Annotated in this window: 11 protein-coding genes; 3 read left to right on the forward strand and 8 right to left on the reverse strand. The window is 64.6% G+C overall.

The window, feature by feature from the left end; all coding sequences use genetic code 11:
* Window positions 1-58 precede the first annotated feature (58 nt).
* The 3 genes from acnB to EO174_RS06000 are packed head-to-tail and all read right to left on the reverse strand — an operon-like array spanning window position 59 to window position 3354.
* Window positions 59-2650 carry a bifunctional aconitate hydratase 2/2-methylisocitrate dehydratase gene (acnB, locus tag EO174_RS05990; protein WP_104644554.1) on the reverse strand — a complete coding sequence of 864 codons (2592 nt, stop codon included), beginning with the start codon at window positions 2648-2650 and terminating at the stop codon, window positions 59-61.
* A gap of 48 nt (window positions 2651-2698) precedes the next feature.
* Entirely contained in the window at window positions 2699-3109 is a 411-nt protein-coding gene (locus tag EO174_RS05995; protein ID WP_016903181.1) for a type II toxin-antitoxin system VapC family toxin, read from the reverse strand.
* The gene (locus tag EO174_RS06000; RefSeq protein ID WP_104535509.1) at window positions 3106-3354 is read right to left on the reverse strand and encodes an AbrB/MazE/SpoVT family DNA-binding domain-containing protein; all 249 of its coding nucleotides are present in this window, start codon (window positions 3352-3354) and stop codon (window positions 3106-3108) included. The genes EO174_RS05995 and EO174_RS06000 overlap by 4 nt, the downstream gene beginning before the upstream one ends.
* A gap of 151 nt (window positions 3355-3505) precedes the next feature.
* On the opposite strand from EO174_RS06000, the gene acnA reads away from it, so the two are divergent.
* Window positions 3506-6274: an aconitate hydratase AcnA gene (acnA, locus tag EO174_RS06005; RefSeq protein ID WP_115677415.1), complete on the forward strand. Its 2769-nt coding sequence runs from the start codon at window positions 3506-3508 to the stop codon at window positions 6272-6274.
* Between the two features lie 207 nt (window positions 6275-6481).
* Here the strand turns inward: acnA and EO174_RS06010 are convergent, their stop codons facing one another.
* A complete protein-coding gene (locus EO174_RS06010; protein ID WP_126943040.1) occupies window positions 6482-6931 on the reverse strand; it encodes a nuclear transport factor 2 family protein in 450 nt (149 codons plus the stop codon).
* A 97-nt stretch (window positions 6932-7028) separates the two neighbouring features.
* On the opposite strand from EO174_RS06010, the gene EO174_RS06015 reads away from it, so the two are divergent.
* On the forward strand, window positions 7029-8711 hold the full coding sequence (locus tag EO174_RS06015) for a long-chain fatty acid--CoA ligase (RefSeq protein ID WP_126943043.1): 1683 nt from the start codon (window positions 7029-7031) through the stop codon (window positions 8709-8711).
* Window positions 8712-9185: 474 nt separating this feature from the next.
* Complete coding sequence (locus tag EO174_RS06020) at window positions 9186-10055, forward strand: crotonase/enoyl-CoA hydratase family protein (RefSeq protein ID WP_016903176.1); 870 nt, start codon at window positions 9186-9188, stop codon at window positions 10053-10055.
* 53 nt (window positions 10056-10108) lie between these two features.
* On the opposite strand, the gene EO174_RS06025 is transcribed toward EO174_RS06020, so the two are convergent.
* From EO174_RS06025 to prfB, 4 genes are all read right to left on the reverse strand, one after another.
* Window positions 10109-12286 (reverse strand): ATP-binding protein, encoded by a 2178-nt coding sequence (locus EO174_RS06025; protein ID WP_126943046.1) that lies wholly within the window; start codon window positions 12284-12286, stop codon window positions 10109-10111.
* Between the two features lie 4 nt (window positions 12287-12290).
* The gene (locus EO174_RS06030) at window positions 12291-13427 is read right to left on the reverse strand and encodes a two-component system response regulator (RefSeq protein WP_026064477.1); all 1137 of its coding nucleotides are present in this window, start codon (window positions 13425-13427) and stop codon (window positions 12291-12293) included.
* Between the two features lie 140 nt (window positions 13428-13567).
* Window positions 13568-15085, reverse strand: a complete 1518-nt coding sequence (lysS, locus tag EO174_RS06035; protein ID WP_126943049.1) for a lysine--tRNA ligase — start codon at window positions 15083-15085, stop codon at window positions 13568-13570.
* Window positions 15086-15270: 185 nt separating this feature from the next.
* Window positions 15271-16396, reverse strand: a protein-coding gene (prfB, locus tag EO174_RS06040) for a peptide chain release factor 2 (RefSeq protein WP_104544732.1) whose coding sequence is annotated in 2 segments (ribosomal slippage) — window positions 15271-16320 and window positions 16322-16396 — 1125 coding nt in all. Because the reading frame shifts where the segments join, the coding sequence is not laid out codon by codon here.
* Window positions 16397-16438 lie beyond the last annotated feature (42 nt).

The raw sequence follows: 16438 nt of genomic DNA on the forward strand, positions 1-16438 counted from the left end.
ATAACGAAAAACGCCCGGCATTGCCGGGCGTTCTCGAATGGGTGATTAAACCGTTGGATCAGGCAGCGACGGTGTCGGCCACGTCCTGATATTCCTGGATCTGATCGAAGTTCATGTAGCGGTAGATCTGGTCGCCACTGGTCTTGATCACGCCCACATCGGCCATGTACTCGTCCTTGGTCGGGATGCGACCCAGACGCGAGCAGATCGCGGCCAGTTCCGCCGAACCCAGGTACACGTTGGTGTTGCGGCCGAGACGGTTGGGGAAGTTACGCGTGGAGGTGGAGAACACCGTGGCGCCCTCGCGTGCCTGTGCCTGGTTGCCCATGCACAGCGAGCAGCCCGGCATTTCCATACGCGCACCGGCCGCGCCGAAGGTGCCGTAATGGCCCTCCTTGGTCAGCTCGGAGGCATCCATCTTGGTCGGCGGCGCAACCCACAGGCGGGTCGGGATGTCGCGCTTGCCTTCCAGCAACTTGGCGGCGGCACGGAAGTGACCGATGTTGGTCATGCACGAACCGATGAACACCTCGTCGATCGCCGCGCCGGCCACGTCGGACAGTGTCTTGACGTCGTCCGGGTCGTTCGGGCATGCCACGATCGGCTCATGGATGTCGGCCAGGTCGATCTCGATCACCGCCGCGTATTCGGCGTCGGCATCGGGCTGCAGCAGCTGCGGATCGGCCAGCCACTCTTCCATCTTCTTGATGCGGCGGCCCAGCGTGCGCGCATCGGCATAGCCTTCGGCAATCATCCAGCGCAGCAGCGTGATGTTGCTGGTCAGGTATTCGATGATCGGCGCCTTGTCCAGGTGCACGGTGCAACCGGCCGCCGAGCGCTCGGCCGAGGCGTCGGACAGCTCGAACGCCTGCTCCACCTTCAGGTTCGGCAGCCCTTCGATTTCCAGGATGCGGCCGGAGAAGATGTTCTTCTTGCCCTGCTTGGCCACGGTCAGCAGGCCGTCCTTGATTGCGTACAGCGGGATCGCGTTGACCAGATCGCGCAGGGTCACGCCCGGCTGCATTTCACCCTTGAAGCGCACCAGCACGCTCTCGGGCATGTCCAGCGGCATCACGCCGGTGGCAGCGGCGAACGCCACCAGGCCGGAACCGGCCGGGAACGAAATGCCGATCGGGAAACGCGTATGCGAGTCGCCGCCGGTGCCGACCGTGTCGGGCAGCAGCATGCGGTTCAGCCAGCTATGGATCACGCCATCGCCCGGACGCAGCGACACGCCGCCACGGGTGGAGATGAACTCCGGCAAGGTGTGATGGGTCTTGACGTCCACCGGCTTCGGGTAAGCGGCGGTGTGGCAGAACGACTGCATCACCAGGTCGGCCGAGAAGCCCAGGCAGGCCAGGTCCTTGAGCTCGTCGCGGGTCATCGGGCCGGTGGTGTCCTGCGAGCCCACCGAGGTCATCTTCGGCTCGCAATAGGTACCCGGGCGCATGCCCTGGCCTTCCGGCAAGCCACACGCGCGGCCGACCATCTTCTGCGCCAGCGAGAAGCCCTTGCCGGTGTCCGGCGGGTCCATCGGCAGGCGGAACAGGTCCGAGGCCGGCAGGCCCAGGAATTCGCGTGCCTTGGCGGTGAGGCCGCGGCCGACGATCAGCGGAATGCGGCCGCCGGCGCGCACTTCGTCGAACAGCACGTCGGACTTCATCGCGAACTCGGCGATCACCTGGCCGTTCTTCAGTGCCTTGCCGTCGTACGGACGCAGCTCGACCACATCGCCGTGCTCCATCTGCGACACGTCCAGCTCGATCGGCAATGCACCGGCGTCTTCCATCGTGTTGTAGAAGATCGGGGCGATCTTGCTGCCCAGGCACACGCCGCCGAAGCGCTTGTTCGGGATGAACGGAATGTCCTCGCCGGTCCACCACAGCACCGAGTTGGTCGCCGACTTGCGCGAGGAACCGGTACCGACCACATCGCCCACGTAGGCGACCAGATGGCCCTTGGCCTTGAGGTCGGCGATGGCCTGGATCGGGCCACGCTTGCCGTCTTCTTCCGGCACGAAGGCCGCGCCGTCGCGGGCGTTCTTCAGCATCGCCAGCGCGTGCAGCGGGATGTCCGGGCGCGTGGTCGCATCCGGGGCCGGCGACAGGTCGTCGGTGTTGGTCTCGCCGGGTACCTTGAACACGGTGACGGTCATGCTTTGCGGCACTTCCGGCTTGCTGGTGAACCACTCGGCCTCGGCCCAGCTCTGCAGCACGGCCTTGGCGTGCGCGTTACCGGCTTCGGCCTTTTCCTGCACGTCGTGGAAGGCGTCGAACACCAGCAAGGTGTGCTTGAGCGCTTCAGCGGCGGTGGCGCCCAGCTCGGGGTTGTCGAGCAGATCGATCAGCGGCTGGATGTTGTAGCCGCCCAGCATGGTGCCGAGCAGCTCGGTCGCACGCGTGGGGCTGATCAGCGCGGTCTTTTCGGTGCCGAACGCCACCGCGGCCAGGTACGAGGCCTTGACCTTGGCGGCGTCGTCGACACCGGCCGGCACGCGCTGGCTGAGCAGCTCGACCAGGAATTGTTCTTCGCCCGCCGGCGGAGCCTTCAGCAGCTCGATGACCTCGGCGGTCTGCTGCGCGGTCAGCGGCAGCGGCGGGATACCGAGCGCGGCGCGCTCTGCAACGTGGTGGCGATAGGCTTCCAACATGCGGATTCTCCGAAAGACAACAGTGAATGTGTAAACGCGAAACGTGGATCAGCGTGCGGGTTTGGGGACAACGATCTTCAAACCCTTGAAGTAGTCGCGGAAAAAGCCCTCGTCGCGGGTGATCAACCCGTCGCACTGGAGCATCGCGTGGGCGCCGATCAGGAAATCGGCCACCACCCGCTCGCGCTTGCCGCCGCGCGCGCGGAAGCGCTTGTTCATATGGCCGGCGCGCACCGCCGCCGCTTCCTGGGTGGCTTCGTAACGCACGCCGATCGAGGCCAGGGTTTCCATCAGGTCGACCTGGGTGTCGAGCATGGCCAGCACCTCGGCCACCACCGCATCGCAGACCACCACCTCGTCGCGCGCCAGCGCATCGCCGATGCAGATCTCCGACACCTCGCCGTAGACCGCATCGCCGACCAGGATGTCGAGCAGCACCGAGGAATCCAGGGCGATCATGGGTCGAACGGATCCCCGGGGGCGCGGCCACGGATGGCGCGCATCGCCTCGTCGGTACTGGTCAGCCCGTCGACCAGCCTGAACTTGCCGCGCACCTTGCGCAGCGCCTCGCTGACGTCCTTGCGCAGGATGATGCGCCCGCCGTCGAGCTCGATCTTGAGCGTGGTGCCCTTGGTCAGGCCCAGGGCATCGCGCACGGCCTTGGGCAGCGTGATCTGCCCGCGTTCGGCAACTGTGGCTTCCATGGAGGTGGCCCCGGCAGAAAGTATGCAGTGATTTTACATACTTGACTTGTCGTACTCAAGGCCACATACCCTGTGCTGCAACCGAACGTACACACTGAATTGGTCACACTGTCCCAAACAGACCTAAAGCCTGCTGCCATAGGAGTGATGCATGAGCGATTCCTTTTCCACCCGCACCTCGTTCGAGGTCCACGGCCAGCGCTACGAGTACTACAGCCTGCCCAAGCTGGGCGAGCGCTTCGAGATCGGCCACCTGCCCTATTCGATGAAGATCCTGCTGGAGAACCTGCTCCGGCACGAGGACGGCGGCGTCACCGTCGGCAAGGACCACATCGAAGCGGTCGCCAAGTGGGACCCCAAGGCAGAGCCCGATATCGAAATCGCCTTCATGCCGGCCCGCGTGGTGCTGCAGGACTTCACCGGCGTGCCGTGCGTGGTCGACCTGGCCGCGATGCGCGATGCCGTGGTCAAGCTCGGCGGCAAGGCCGACCAGATCAACCCGCAGATTCCCTCCGAGCTGGTCATCGACCATTCGGTGCAGGTGGATGTGTTCGGCTCGGCTGACGCGCTCGACCTCAACGGCAAGATCGAATTCCAGCGCAACCAGGAGCGCTACGGCTTCCTGCGCTGGGGCCAGAAGGCATTCGAGAACTTCAAGGTGGTGCCGCCCAATACCGGCATCGTCCACCAGGTGAACCTGGAAAACCTGGCACGCGTGGTGATGAGCGCGGACAAGGACGGAACGCGGATCGCCTACCCGGACACCGTGTTCGGCACCGACAGCCACACCACCATGATCAACGGCATCGGCGTGCTGGGCTGGGGCGTGGGCGGTATCGAGGCCGAGGCCGCGATGCTGGGCCAGCCCTCGTCCATGCTGATTCCGCAGGTGGTCGGCTTCAAGCTCAGCGGCAAGCTGCCCGAAGGCGCCACCGCCACCGATCTGGTGCTCACCGTCACCCAGATGCTGCGCAAGGCCGGCGTGGTCGGCAAGTTCGTCGAGTTCTACGGCGAAGGCCTGCAGCACCTGCCGCTGGCCGATCGCGCCACGATCGGCAACATGGCACCGGAATACGGCGCCACCTGCGGCATCTTCCCGGTCGACGAAGAATCGCTGACCTATCTGCGCCTGTCCGGCCGCAGCGAGGAGCAGATCGCCCTGGTCGAAGCCTATGCCAAGGCGCAGGGCCTGTGGCACGACGCCAACACCCCGCCGGCCCAGTACAGCGCCACGCTGGAGCTGGACATGGGCGAGGTCAAGCCGTCGCTGGCCGGCCCCAAGCGCCCGCAGGACCGCGTGCTGCTGGAAGACATGCAGTCCAACTTCCGCGAGAGCCTCAAGCCGTTCGTGGACGCGCGCAGCAAGCGCCTGACCGACGTCAAGCAGGAAGACCGCCTGAAGAACGAAGGCGGCGGCGGCACTGCGGTCGGCGCCAAGGCCGCGCAAGCCGAGAGTTCCACCGACAGCGGCGCCGGCTGGCAGCTGCGCGACGGCTCGGTGGTGATCGCCGCGATCACCTCCTGCACCAACACCTCCAATCCGGCAGTGATGCTGGGTGCCGGCCTGCTCGCGCGTAACGCGGCGGCCAAGGGGCTGAAGGCGCAGCCGTGGGTGAAGACCTCGCTCGGGCCGGGCTCGCGCGTGGTCACCGATTACCTGAGCAAGGCCGGCGTGCTCGCCGATCTGGAAAAGCTCGGGTTCTACGTGGTCGGCTACGGCTGCACCACCTGTATCGGCAACTCCGGCCCGTTGCCGGACGATGTGTCTGCGGCGATCGCCAAGGACGACCTGGTGGTGTCTTCGGTGTTGTCGGGCAACCGCAATTTCGAAGGCCGCGTGCACCCCGAAGTGAAGATGAACTACCTCGCCTCGCCGCCGCTGGTGGTGGCGTATGCGATCGCCGGTACCACCGACATCAACCTCACCACCGACCCGCTGGGCACCGGTAGCGACGGGCAGCCGGTGTATCTGCGCGACATCTGGCCGAGCAACAAGGAAATCGGCGACACCATCGCCGCCACCGTCGGCCCGGAGATGTTCAAGCAGAACTATGCCGACGTGTTCAAGGGCGACAGCCGCTGGAACACCATCGCTTCTCCGGATGGTGCGCTGTACGAATGGGACGCGGCCTCGACCTACATCAAGAACCCGCCCTACTTCGACGGCATGACCATGCAGGTGGGCCATGTCGAGGATGTGCATGGCGCACGCATCATGGGCCTGTTCGGCGACTCGATCACCACCGACCACATCTCGCCGGCCGGCAACATCAAGAAGGATTCGCCGGCGGGTCGCTTCCTGCAGGAGCGCGGCGTGCAGCCGGCCGACTTCAACAGCTACGGCAGCCGCCGCGGCAACGACGACGTGATGGTGCGCGGCACCTTCGCCAACATCCGCATCAAGAACCTGATGTTCGGCGGCGAAGAAGGCGGCAACACCCTGTACTACGGCAAGGACGGCGCGGCGCCGGAAAAACTGGCCATCTACGATGCGGCAGTGAAGTACAAGGCCGACGGCGTGCCGCTGGTGGTACTGGCCGGCAAGGAATACGGCACCGGCTCCTCGCGCGACTGGGCGGCCAAAGGCACCAACCTGCTCGGCGTCAAGGCGGTGATCGCCGAGAGCTTCGAACGCATCCATCGCTCCAACCTGGTCGGCATGGGCGTGCTGCCGCTGCAGTTCCTGGAGAACGAAAACGCCCAGACCCTGGGCCTGGATGGTTCGGAAGTGCTGGACATCACCGGCCTGCAGGACGGCGCCAGCCGTCGTGCCACGGTGGATGCGAAGAAGTCCGACGGCAGCGTCAAGCAGTTCCAGGTCAAGGTGCTGCTGCTGACGCCCAAGGAAGTGGAGTACTTCAAGCACGGTGGCCTGCTGCAGTACGTGCTGCGTCAACTGGCTGCCCGCAAGGCGGCCTGAGCGCAGCGCGCTGCCCTGTAAGCATGACCCCACTCCCGCCGCCCGGCGGGAGTGGTGTTTTGGGCAGCTGGAACCTCGTATTGCCGGACAGGTGAGCAATCATCGGAAGCGGACAGGCGCTGCACGCCAACGCAGCGCAGCGGGGAAATACCTTGCCATCCGATACCCACCGCGCCCACCGGCGATGCGCGCTCCAGAATCGCGGCATCAGTGCCCGGTCGGCTCCCACTGCGCGTGATACAGCTGCCAGTCGCGGTCCTGCAAGCGCCAGCCGGTGGTCACCTGGTAGGTCTGTGCCTGCTCGGGCAGCCAGCGCCCGCTGCCGCCGGTCAGCAGCGCGGTGAAACGCACGCGTGCGGTGTCATCGTGCAGTTGCACATCCACCGGCCCCAGGGTCACGCCGATGCGGCGATTGCCCAGCATCTGCAGCTGCATCAATCGCCGCAGGCCGGCTGCGTCCAGTCCTTGGTCGCCGACAAAATCCTCGGCCACCGGCGCCATCGCCTCGCCGATGTCGCGCGCTTCGATCGCCTGGTGCATCGTCTCCAGCGTTGCGCGCAGCCGTTGTTCCGGTGCGGCACGCGTGCAACCGACCAGGCCCACGATGCAAATCGCAACCAACCCGACCCGCCACCGCGCTTGAATGCTGCCCTGCATCACGCTTCGCCTTTTCCATCCATGACGGTATGCTGCCAGCTGTTGTAGCGCCGTGGAACACACCGCGTCACGTAGCGAACACCCTGGAGGGGGGCAGATGAATCAGGCACGTCCTTGGTTGCAAAGTTATCCGGCCGGCGTTGCCGCCGAGATCGATCTGGAGCAGTTCCGGACCGTGGCAGAGGTGTTCGCCACCTCGGTCAAACGGTTCGCCGACCGCCCCGCATATCACAGCTTCGGCAAGACCATCACCTATCGGCAAGCCGATCAACTGGTCGAGCAGTTCGCCGCCTATCTGCTTGGCGAATTGCAGTTGAAGAAAGGCGACCGCGTCGCCCTGATGATGCCCAACTGCCTGCAGTATCCGGTGGCCACCTTCGGCATCCTGCGTGCCGGCCTGACCGTGGTCAACGTCAATCCGCTCTACACCCCGCGCGAGCTGAAGCATCAGCTGATCGACGCCGGCGCCAGCGTGCTGGTGGTGATCGACAACTTCGGCACCACCGTGCAGCAGGTCATCGCCGACACCCCGGTCAAGCAGGTGATCACCACCGGCCTGGGCGACATGCTCGGCTTCCCGAAAGCGGCGCTGGTCAACTTCGTCGTCAAGTACGTCAAGAAGCTGGTGCCCGATTACCGCATCAAGGGCGCGATCCGGTTTCGCGACGCACTGGCGCTGGGCCGCAAGCACAGCGTGCCGACGCTGCAGATCGAGCCCGATGACATCGCCTTCCTGCAGTACACCGGCGGCACCACCGGCGTGGCCAAGGGCGCGATGCTCACCCACCGCAATCTGGTGGCCAACATGCAGCAGGCCCACCAGTGGCTTGCCGGCACCGGCAAGCTGGAAGAAGGCGCCGAGGTGGTGATCACCGCGCTGCCGCTGTACCACATCTTTGCATTGACGGCCAACGGCCTGGTCTTCATGAAGATCGGCGGCTGCAATCACCTGATCAGCAATCCGCGCGACATGCCCGGCTTCGTCAAGGAATTGAAGAAGACCCGCTTCACCGCCTTCACCGGCGTCAATACGCTGTTCAACGGCCTGCTCAATACGCCCGGCTTCGACCAGGTGGATTTCTCCACGTTGAAGATGACCCTTGGCGGCGGCATGGCGGTGCAACGGTCAGTCGCCGAACGCTGGAAAAAGGTCACCGGCCTGACCCTGGTCGAGGCCTACGGCCTGACCGAAACCTCGCCTGCCGCCTGCATCAACCCGATGGACCTGAAGGACTACAACGGCTCGATCGGCCTGCCGATTCCGTCCACCGATGCCTGCATCAAGGACGACGCCGGCGCGATGCTGCCGCTGGGCGAGATCGGCGAGCTGTGCATCAAGGGTCCGCAGGTGATGAAGGGCTACTGGAAGAAGCCGGAAGAAACCGCCAAGGTGATGGATGCCGACGGCTGGCTGCACACCGGCGATATCGCACGGATGGACGAGCAGGGTTTCGTCTACATCGTCGACCGCAAGAAGGACATGATCCTGGTGTCCGGCTTCAACGTCTACCCGAACGAGATCGAGGACGTGATCGCCGAAATGCCCGGGGTGCTGGAAGTGGCCGCTGTCGGCGTGCCGGACGAGAAGTCCGGCGAGATCGTCAAGGCCGTCATCGTGAAGAAGGACCCTGCGCTGACCGCCGATGCGGTCAAGGCGCACTGCCGCGCCAACCTGACCGGCTACAAGCAGCCGCGCGTGATCGAGTTCCGCAAGGAACTGCCGAAAACCAATGTCGGCAAGATCCTGCGCCGCGAACTGCGGGATGCGCCCAAGGGATAATCCCCCGGCGCCACCGCAGATCGACGGCCACCCGGCTGCCATCCCACGCCCGCACTGCCTCCAGGCCTTGCGGGCGTCTGCTTTTGCACGCTTCGGACGGTTCACGCGTCTCAGACGAGTGGTTTGCGACCGCGGACATGCCGGAACGATGGCCAGTTTGCACCTGGTTATATCCGCATTTTTGACACCCGCAAATGCAGGCACGCACTTTGCGGTTGATAACACCGGCCAGGGGAGTCCTGCAGGAAACCACAGGCCAATGACCAGACAGATAATTTCAGCACTGGGTAATCCACAATAAACTGCATTTGTTTGCAGACATTCGCTGAAAGATTCAGCACACAGGGCTCACCGGGTAGAAAGGAAGCCCTCAGCGTTCATGGAGATAGTGCCGGTGTAGCATCGATTCGGAGTGGATCGCGCGCGCCCGCCGGCGTCCACTCTCCCATCGCGGGCTTTTCCAGGATCACGCCCATGAATACCGTTGAAAAGATTTCGATCGGCCGCCCCCACTCCACCATTCGGGTCGATGCGTCGGCCGCTGATGGCACCCACTGGTTGTTCATGCATGCCAATGCGCGTTTTGGCATCCGTCCCTGCTGCAGTCCCGAATTGCTGGACGACATATGGGATGTCATGGGATCCATCACCCGCGCCCCGCATGAGCGGCGCAGTGGTGAACTACGCCACTTCGTGCTTGCATCCGACTCCACCGCCTTCAATTTAGGCGGCGATCTGGACCTGTTTGCACGCCTGATCCGCGACCAAAACCGCGAGCAGTTGATGCGCTATGCCACCCGCTGCGTGGAAGGCGTCCATCACCTGCATGTCGGCTTTGGCGGGGACGTGCGCAGCATTGCGCTGCTGCAAGGCGATGCATTGGGAGGTGGATTGGAGATGGCCCTGGCCTGCCACACCATCGTGGCCGAAGAAGGCATCGGGATGGGACTGCCCGAGGTCTTGTTCGGTCTGTTTCCGGGCATGGGCGCGTATTCGTTCCTGTGCCGTCGCGTGTCGCCCCAACTGGCAGAAAAAATCATTCTCGACGGACGCATCTACAGCAGCGAGGAAATGCATGCGATGGGAATCGTGGACGTGCTCGTCCCCAAGGGCCAGGGAGTCGTTGCCACCGAAACGCTGATTCGCCAGCAAAAGCGCATCTCCCATGCCTATCTGGCAATGAACGCCGCACGCAACCTCGCGCAGGCGGTGCCTTACGACGAATTGCTGCGCATTACCGAGGTCTGGGTCGACACTGCCCTGGCACTGAGCGAGAAATCACTGCGCACGATGGATCGTTTGGTCAAGGCACAGAATCGCCGCGCTGGCGCAAGTGCCGCCTGATTTGGTGGATCCAGTACTGGGGGAATCAGGCCCGGCCTATCGCCGGGCTTCACTTAGCCGCGGTCGCCATTCCCGCTGACTCCGCCGTCGGACTTGTTCCGTGCGCGTTGAGCAAGCGCCTCGCGCCCGAGTGTCAACCCCGTCTTCAGCTGCTCCAGCCTCTGGCTCCATTCTGCGCGCAGCTGCGCTTCGGGCAGGCGCATCAACTCACCTCCCTGTTCGGCCAGCGCCACCAGCCCGAGATTGCTGGAAACGCCCTTGACCGCGTGAGCATGCTCGCGCAGACGTGCCCAGTCCTGGTCCGCCGCCGCCTTGCCGAGCTGGACAACGCAAGCTGCGGCATCGCTGAGACATTGCTGAATGAACTCGCGTTCGAACTCATTCCCCATCCCCAGTTCCGCCAGCTCGTCGAGCACGGCAGGGTCGAGGACGGCGCCACTCGGCGCCGGGCTGCGGGTAGCGATGGCCGGATCGGCCTGACGCAGTTTCTGGTTGACGGCGATTTCGGCCAGCGTATCCAGCAGCTTGATCGCCGCCACCGGCTTGGCCAGGAAGGCATAGGCGCCCGCCTGCTCGCAGCTGCGAATCGACTCGGGGGTGACATCGGCGCTCAACACCACGACCGGGGTGCCCGGCATACCGCCCGCCTGCATCACCCTGAGCTGCTTCAACATGTCCAGACCGCTGACACCGGGCATGTGCAAGTCGACGATGGCCGCGTCGAAGTCTGCCTCGGCCAATGCATCCAGTACGGCCTCGCCGCCGTCAACGCAGGTCACGCGATGGCCTGCTTTCTGCAGCAACCGCTGCAGAACCAGGCGATTTGCCAGATGATCGTCCGCCACCAGGATATGCATGCTGCGCACGCGGGCACGGTGACGTAGAAACGGATCGGCAAACGCAATCACGTTGCCCGGTATCGTGGACTCCGCCTCATGCAGCACAGGCGATGGCGTTGCTGCGGGCTTGGCGGCCGCCAGGCCAAACGGCAGTTCAAACCAGAACAAGCTGCCGCCCGCGGGATTTTCTTCGAACCCGATCGCGCCCCCCATGGACTGGACCAGCCCCCTGGCGATCGTGGTTCCCAGGCCGCTGCCTTCGAACCGGCGTGCCAGTCCGGTATCTGCCTGTTCAAACGCCTCGAACAAACGCGGACGCATATCGACCGGCACACCGATGCCGGTATCGAGCACCTCAAAACGGAGCAGCAAACCGCCGCGGCCGCTGGCCTCGGTGGCAGCCACCTTCAACTGGACACTGCCGTGGTCGGTGAACTTGACCGCGTTGCCGACCAGGTTGAGCAGGATTTGCCGCAGATGTCCCGCGTCCCCGTGCACACGCGAAGGCACGTCGGCAGCCACGGCTGTCTGGTAATGCAGCCCCTTGGCCCTGGCCTGCGGCTCCAGGATCAGACCGATTGCCTGCAGGATGTCCTGCAACGCAAAGTCGGACGTGTTGATCCGCAGCTTGCCGGCTTCGATGGCCGAGATGTCCAGCACCTCCTCTACCAGCGCCAGCAGGCTGCGTGTCGATGCCTGAATGGTCTTCAGGCATTCGCGCTGCTCGCTATCCAGACGCGTCGTTGCCAATACCTCGGTCATGCCGGACAGGCCATTGAGCGGTGTCCGAAACTCGTGACTCATGTTGGCCAGGAAGCGGCTCTTGGCCTCACTGGCACGGCGCGCCTCGGCGGTGGCGCGGGTCAACTGCCGCAGAAGACTGGAGAAATACAACGGAACGGCGGCCAGACCAACGGCAAGCCCGATACCGAGCCGCTGGTTGCGTTGCCAGTAGTCGGTCATCCACAGCGTCGTGGAAAAGCTCACTACCGCCATTCCCACCGCAAGGTACAGATAGCGGTTGCCGTAGCGCAGGCCGTTGCCGACGGTGACCCACATCACCACGACATAGACCCAGGCTAGCGGCTCGCCCATCTGGATCATGCCGGCCGCCATCAAGCCGTAATCGGCCAACATGCCCAGGATGCGACGCGCATCCGAGCGCCCGGGCCGCCACAGCAGCCACCCGAACAACGCAAGTCCGAGACTCAGGCCCGTCAGCACAATGACCAGAACGCCGGTGTGCTGGTGCGGCGGCAGGCTGTGCCGGACACCCGGCAGCAGGACATACGCCAGAATCAGGCTGATCAGCACGATGCGGACGATCGCCTGACCATGTTCGCTGTCGGGTCGATGCATCAACCGCTGCCGGATCCTTCCGAACGGATTCATTGCCTCACACCCCGGGTCGTGCCGATGCGGTCGAGAATTCGCCGCAGATCTGGTCCAGCTGCGCGCGACCGCGCAGCAGCGCATCCACGCAGCGCGGGTCGAACAGGCGACCGCGTTGTGCATACAGATAGGCCAGCGCGGCGTCCATGGTCCATGCCTCCTTGTACGGGCGCGGCGACAGCAGCGCGTCGAAGACGTCGGCCACCGCCACGATGCGCGCTTCCAGCGGGATCGCTTCGCCAACCAGCCCATCCGGGTAACCGGTGCCGTCGTAACGCTCGTGGTGACGCAACGCGATCAAGGCGCCGACCTGGATGAAACGGTTCTGGCTGCCGCTGAGCAGCTCGTAGCCGATGCGCGGATGCCGCTTCATGATGCTCATCTCGTCGTCGGTGAGCTTGCCCGGCTTGAGCAACACCGCGTCGGGAATGGCGATCTTGCCCATGTCGTGCAGCGGTGCGGCCATCTCGATGATGCGCACTTCTTCCTCGGACAACCCGAGCTGCTCGGCGATCAGGCCGGCCACGTGCGACATGCGCTCCAGGAAGGCGCTGGTGCCCGAGTCGCGGTACTCGATGGCGCGCGCCAGCCGCGACAACGTCTCGCGTTCGCGCTCTTCGACCTCGTTCATGCTGGCCAGCAGACGCTGCTCCAGCGACAGCGCGCGTTGCTTGACGCTTTCGCTCTGCTGACGCAGCTGCAGCAAATTGGCGCAGCGTGCGCGCAGTTCGCGCGGACGGATCGGCTTGACCAGGAAGTCGATCACGCCCGCCTCCAGCGCGGCCTGGCGGATCGGCTCGTCGCCGACGATGGTGATCAGGATGATCGGGATATCGCGATGGCTGGGCAGCCGGCGCAGACGCCGGGCGAACTCCAGGCCATCCATGCCCGGCATGCGATAGTCGAGCAGCAACAGATCCACCCGTCCGGCCTCGCACCACGCCAACGCGTCGAGCGGATCACCGAAATCGTAGACCTTCAATTCCGGTGCGATGTCCTCGATGACGTGGCGCAGCATCGTCCGCGCAGACATCTGGTCATCGACAATGACGATGTTCAATCCCAGATCCGCCTTTTCCGACCAGCTTCCCGATGTATCCGCCGACGACACGCCGGCAAGATTACCCAAAACATCCTGCATAGCCGTTGCTCCTCTTTCCTGAGAACGGAAAAGCGATGACGCCGGCCGCCGGGCCGACTCCCCCGACGATACGCCATTCGGGGCTCCGCTCTAGCATATGCAGTATCTGTGCCGTCGGCACGCCGACGGCACAAAAAAGATCAGGCTTCCGGACGCATATATGGGAACAGCAGCACATCGCGGATCGAGGTGCTGCCGGTCAGCAGCATCACCAGGCGGTCGATGCCGATACCCAGGCCGCCGGTCGGCGCCATGCCGTACTCCAACGCACGGATGTAGTCGGCGTCGTAATGCATCGCTTCGTCGTCGCCACCGTCCTTGGCCTGCACCTGCGCCTGGAACCGCGCGGCCTGGTCTTCCGGGTCATTGAGCTCGGAGAAGCCGTTGGCCAGCTCCTTGCCGTTGATGAACAGCTCGAAGCGGTCGGTATACCCCGGCTCGGTGTCGCTGGAGCGCGCCAGCGGCGACACCTCGACCGGGTGGTCGGTGATGAAGGTCGGCTGCACCAGCGTGTGTTCCACGGTGGCCTCGAAGATTTCCAGCAACAGCTTGCCCCAGCCGTAGGATGGCTTGACCTTGATCTTCAGCCGCTCGCAGTGCGCCAGCAGCGCGTCGCGATCAGTGCAATCGGCCGCGCTGATCTGAGGATTGTGGTGACGAACGGCCTCATCCATGCGCCAGCGCCGGAAAGCCGGCGCCAGATCGATGGCGGCGCCGTCCCAGTTCACCTGGGTGGTACCCAGCACCGACTGCGCGGTGTCGCGGATCACCTGTTCGGTCAGGTCCATGATCTGGTGGTACGTGGCATAGGCCTCGTAGAGCTCGAGCATGGTGAACTCGGGGTTGTGCCGGGTCGACACGCCCTCGTTGCGGAAGTTGCGGTTGATCTCGTAGACGCGCTCCAGGCCACCGACCACCAGCCGCTTGAGGTACAGCTCCGGCGCCACGCGCAGGTACAGGTCCAGGTCCAGCGCGTTGTGGTGGGTGGTGAACGGCTTGGCGGTGGCGCCACCGGGGATGTAATGCATCATCGGCGTTTCCACTTCCAGGAAGCGGCGCGCGTCCAGCCAGGCGCGGATCGCGCGGATGATCCTGGAGCGCTTGATGAAGACCTCGCGCGCTTCCGGGGTGACGATCAGGTCGACGTAGCGCTGGCGATAGCGCTGCTCCACGTCCAACAGGCCATGCCACTTGTCCGGCAACGGACGCAGCGACTTGGTCAGCAGGCGCAGCGCGCTGGCCTTGACCGACAGCTCGCCGGTCTTGGTGCGGGTCAGCCCGCCCTCCACCGCCACGATGTCGCCGACATCCCAGCCCTTGAACGCGGTATAGGCATCGCCGAGCACATTGCCCTGCAGGAACAGCTGCACGCGCCCGGACTCGTCCTGGATCTGCGCAAAGCTGGCCTTGCCCATCACCCGCTTGGCCATCAGGCGGCCGGCCATCCGGACCGTGCGCCCGGTTGCTTCCAGCGCTTCGGAAGTCCAGGTGTCGGCATCGGCGAATTCGCCCTGCAGGTCGCCGGCGAAGTGTTCGCGCACGAAATCGTTGGGATAGGCGATGCCCTGGCCGCGCAACGCGCCCAGTTTCGCGCGACGCTCGGCGATGAGGCTGTTCTCGTCGGCGGGGATCTGCGGCGCGGGGGTCTGCTCGGTCATGGCGGGAATCGGTCTGCGATAGGTCGGGCGCATGCCCGGTGGAGAATGCGGAACCGGGCGGGCCGGTTCCTGCGTTTTACGGTGTCTCGGTGACAACTGCGCGGCGCAACGGGATTGCGTGGCGATGTGCCGCACTGCAACCGCGCCGCCGATGTCGCAGCGGACGCGGCGGCCTCGCCGCGCGATCAGGCATCCAGGCGTTTGGAGCCTGCCGCCAGGCCGGCCTTGAGGCTGGCCTCGACGAATTCGTCCAGATCGCCGTCCAGCACTTTCTGCGTATCGCTGCGTTCGATGCCGGTGCGCAGATCCTTGATGCGGCTCTGGTCGAGCACGTAGTTGCGGATCTGGCTGCCCCAGCCGATGTCGGACTTGGTGGCTTCCAGCGCGTCGCGTTCGACGTTGCGCTTCTGCACTTCCAGCTCGTACAGCTTGGCGGCCAGCATCTTCATCGCGTTGTCGCGGTTCTGGTGCTGGCTGCGGCCGGTCTGGCAGGCGACCACGGTGTTGGTCGGGATGTGCGTGATACGCACTGCCGATTCGGTCTTGTTGACGTGCTGGCCACCGGCACCGGAGGAGCGGTACACGTCGGTACGCAGATCGGCCGGATTGATGTCGATCTCGATGTTGTCGTCCACTTCCGGCGACACGAACACCGAGGTGAAGCTGGTATGCCGGCGGTTGTCCGAATCGAACGGCGACTTGCGCACCAGCCGGTGCACGCCGATCTCGGTCTTCAGCCAGCCATAGGCATACTCGCCCTCGATGCGGATCGTGGCCGACTTGATGCCCGCCACTTCGCCGCCGGACACTTCCATCAGCTCGGTCTTCCAGCCGCGCGACTCGGCCCAGCGCAGGTACATGCGCAGCAGGATTTCGGCCCAGTCCTGCGCCTCGGTGCCGCCGGCGCCGGCCTGGATGTCGACGAAGGCATTGGCCCCGTCCATCTGCCCGGAGAACATGCGCTGGAATTCCAGCTTTTCGACATGGGTCTGGTACTTGTCCAGATCGGCGATCACCGCCACCGCGGTGTCTTCGTCCTGCTCGCTCTCGGCAAGTTCCAGCAGATCGGCGGCATCGCCCAGGCCGGCCAGCACGTCGGCGATGCCGATCACAGTCTTTTCCAGCATCGAGCGCTCGCGCCCCAGGGCCTGCGCGCGCTCGGCGTCGTTCCACACGTCGGGGCTCTCGAGCTCCCGGCTGACTTCTTCTAGACGCTCTTTCTTGACGTCGTAGTCAAAGATACCCCCTGAGCGAGAGCACGCGATCGTTGAGATCGGTGATGCGCTGGCGGATCGGATTGGTTTCGATCATGACGGATTTCCGGCAAACAAGCCCGGTAGTTTAGCAAGCGGG

This window comes from Xanthomonas sp. BRIP62418 (genome assembly GCF_003993495.1).
GTDB lineage: Bacteria > Pseudomonadota > Gammaproteobacteria > Xanthomonadales > Xanthomonadaceae > Xanthomonas > Xanthomonas euroxanthea.

Excerpts from the sequence above, each read along its gene's own strand:
- EO174_RS06000 (WP_104535509.1), bottom strand. The coding sequence starts at position 3,354 with ATGGAAGCCACAGTTGCCGAACGCGGGCAGATCACGCTGCCCAAGGCC.
- EO174_RS06015 (WP_126943043.1), top strand. The coding sequence starts at position 7,029 with ATGAATCAGGCACGTCCTTGGTTGCAAAGTTATCCGGCCGGCGTTGCC.
- EO174_RS06020 (WP_016903176.1), top strand. The coding sequence starts at position 9,186 with ATGAATACCGTTGAAAAGATTTCGATCGGCCGCCCCCACTCCACCATT.
- EO174_RS06010 (WP_126943040.1), bottom strand. The coding sequence starts at position 6,931 with ATGCAGGGCAGCATTCAAGCGCGGTGGCGGGTCGGGTTGGTTGCGATT.
- EO174_RS06025 (WP_126943046.1), bottom strand. The coding sequence starts at position 12,286 with ATGAATCCGTTCGGAAGGATCCGGCAGCGGTTGATGCATCGACCCGAC.
- EO174_RS06030 (WP_026064477.1), bottom strand. The coding sequence starts at position 13,427 with ATGCAGGATGTTTTGGGTAATCTTGCCGGCGTGTCGTCGGCGGATACA.
- acnA (WP_115677415.1), top strand. The coding sequence starts at position 3,506 with ATGAGCGATTCCTTTTCCACCCGCACCTCGTTCGAGGTCCACGGCCAG.
- lysS (WP_126943049.1), bottom strand. The coding sequence starts at position 15,085 with ATGACCGAGCAGACCCCCGCGCCGCAGATCCCCGCCGACGAGAACAGC.
- EO174_RS05995 (WP_016903181.1), bottom strand. The coding sequence starts at position 3,109 with ATGATCGCCCTGGATTCCTCGGTGCTGCTCGACATCCTGGTCGGCGAT.
- acnB (WP_104644554.1), bottom strand. The coding sequence starts at position 2,650 with ATGTTGGAAGCCTATCGCCACCACGTTGCAGAGCGCGCCGCGCTCGGT.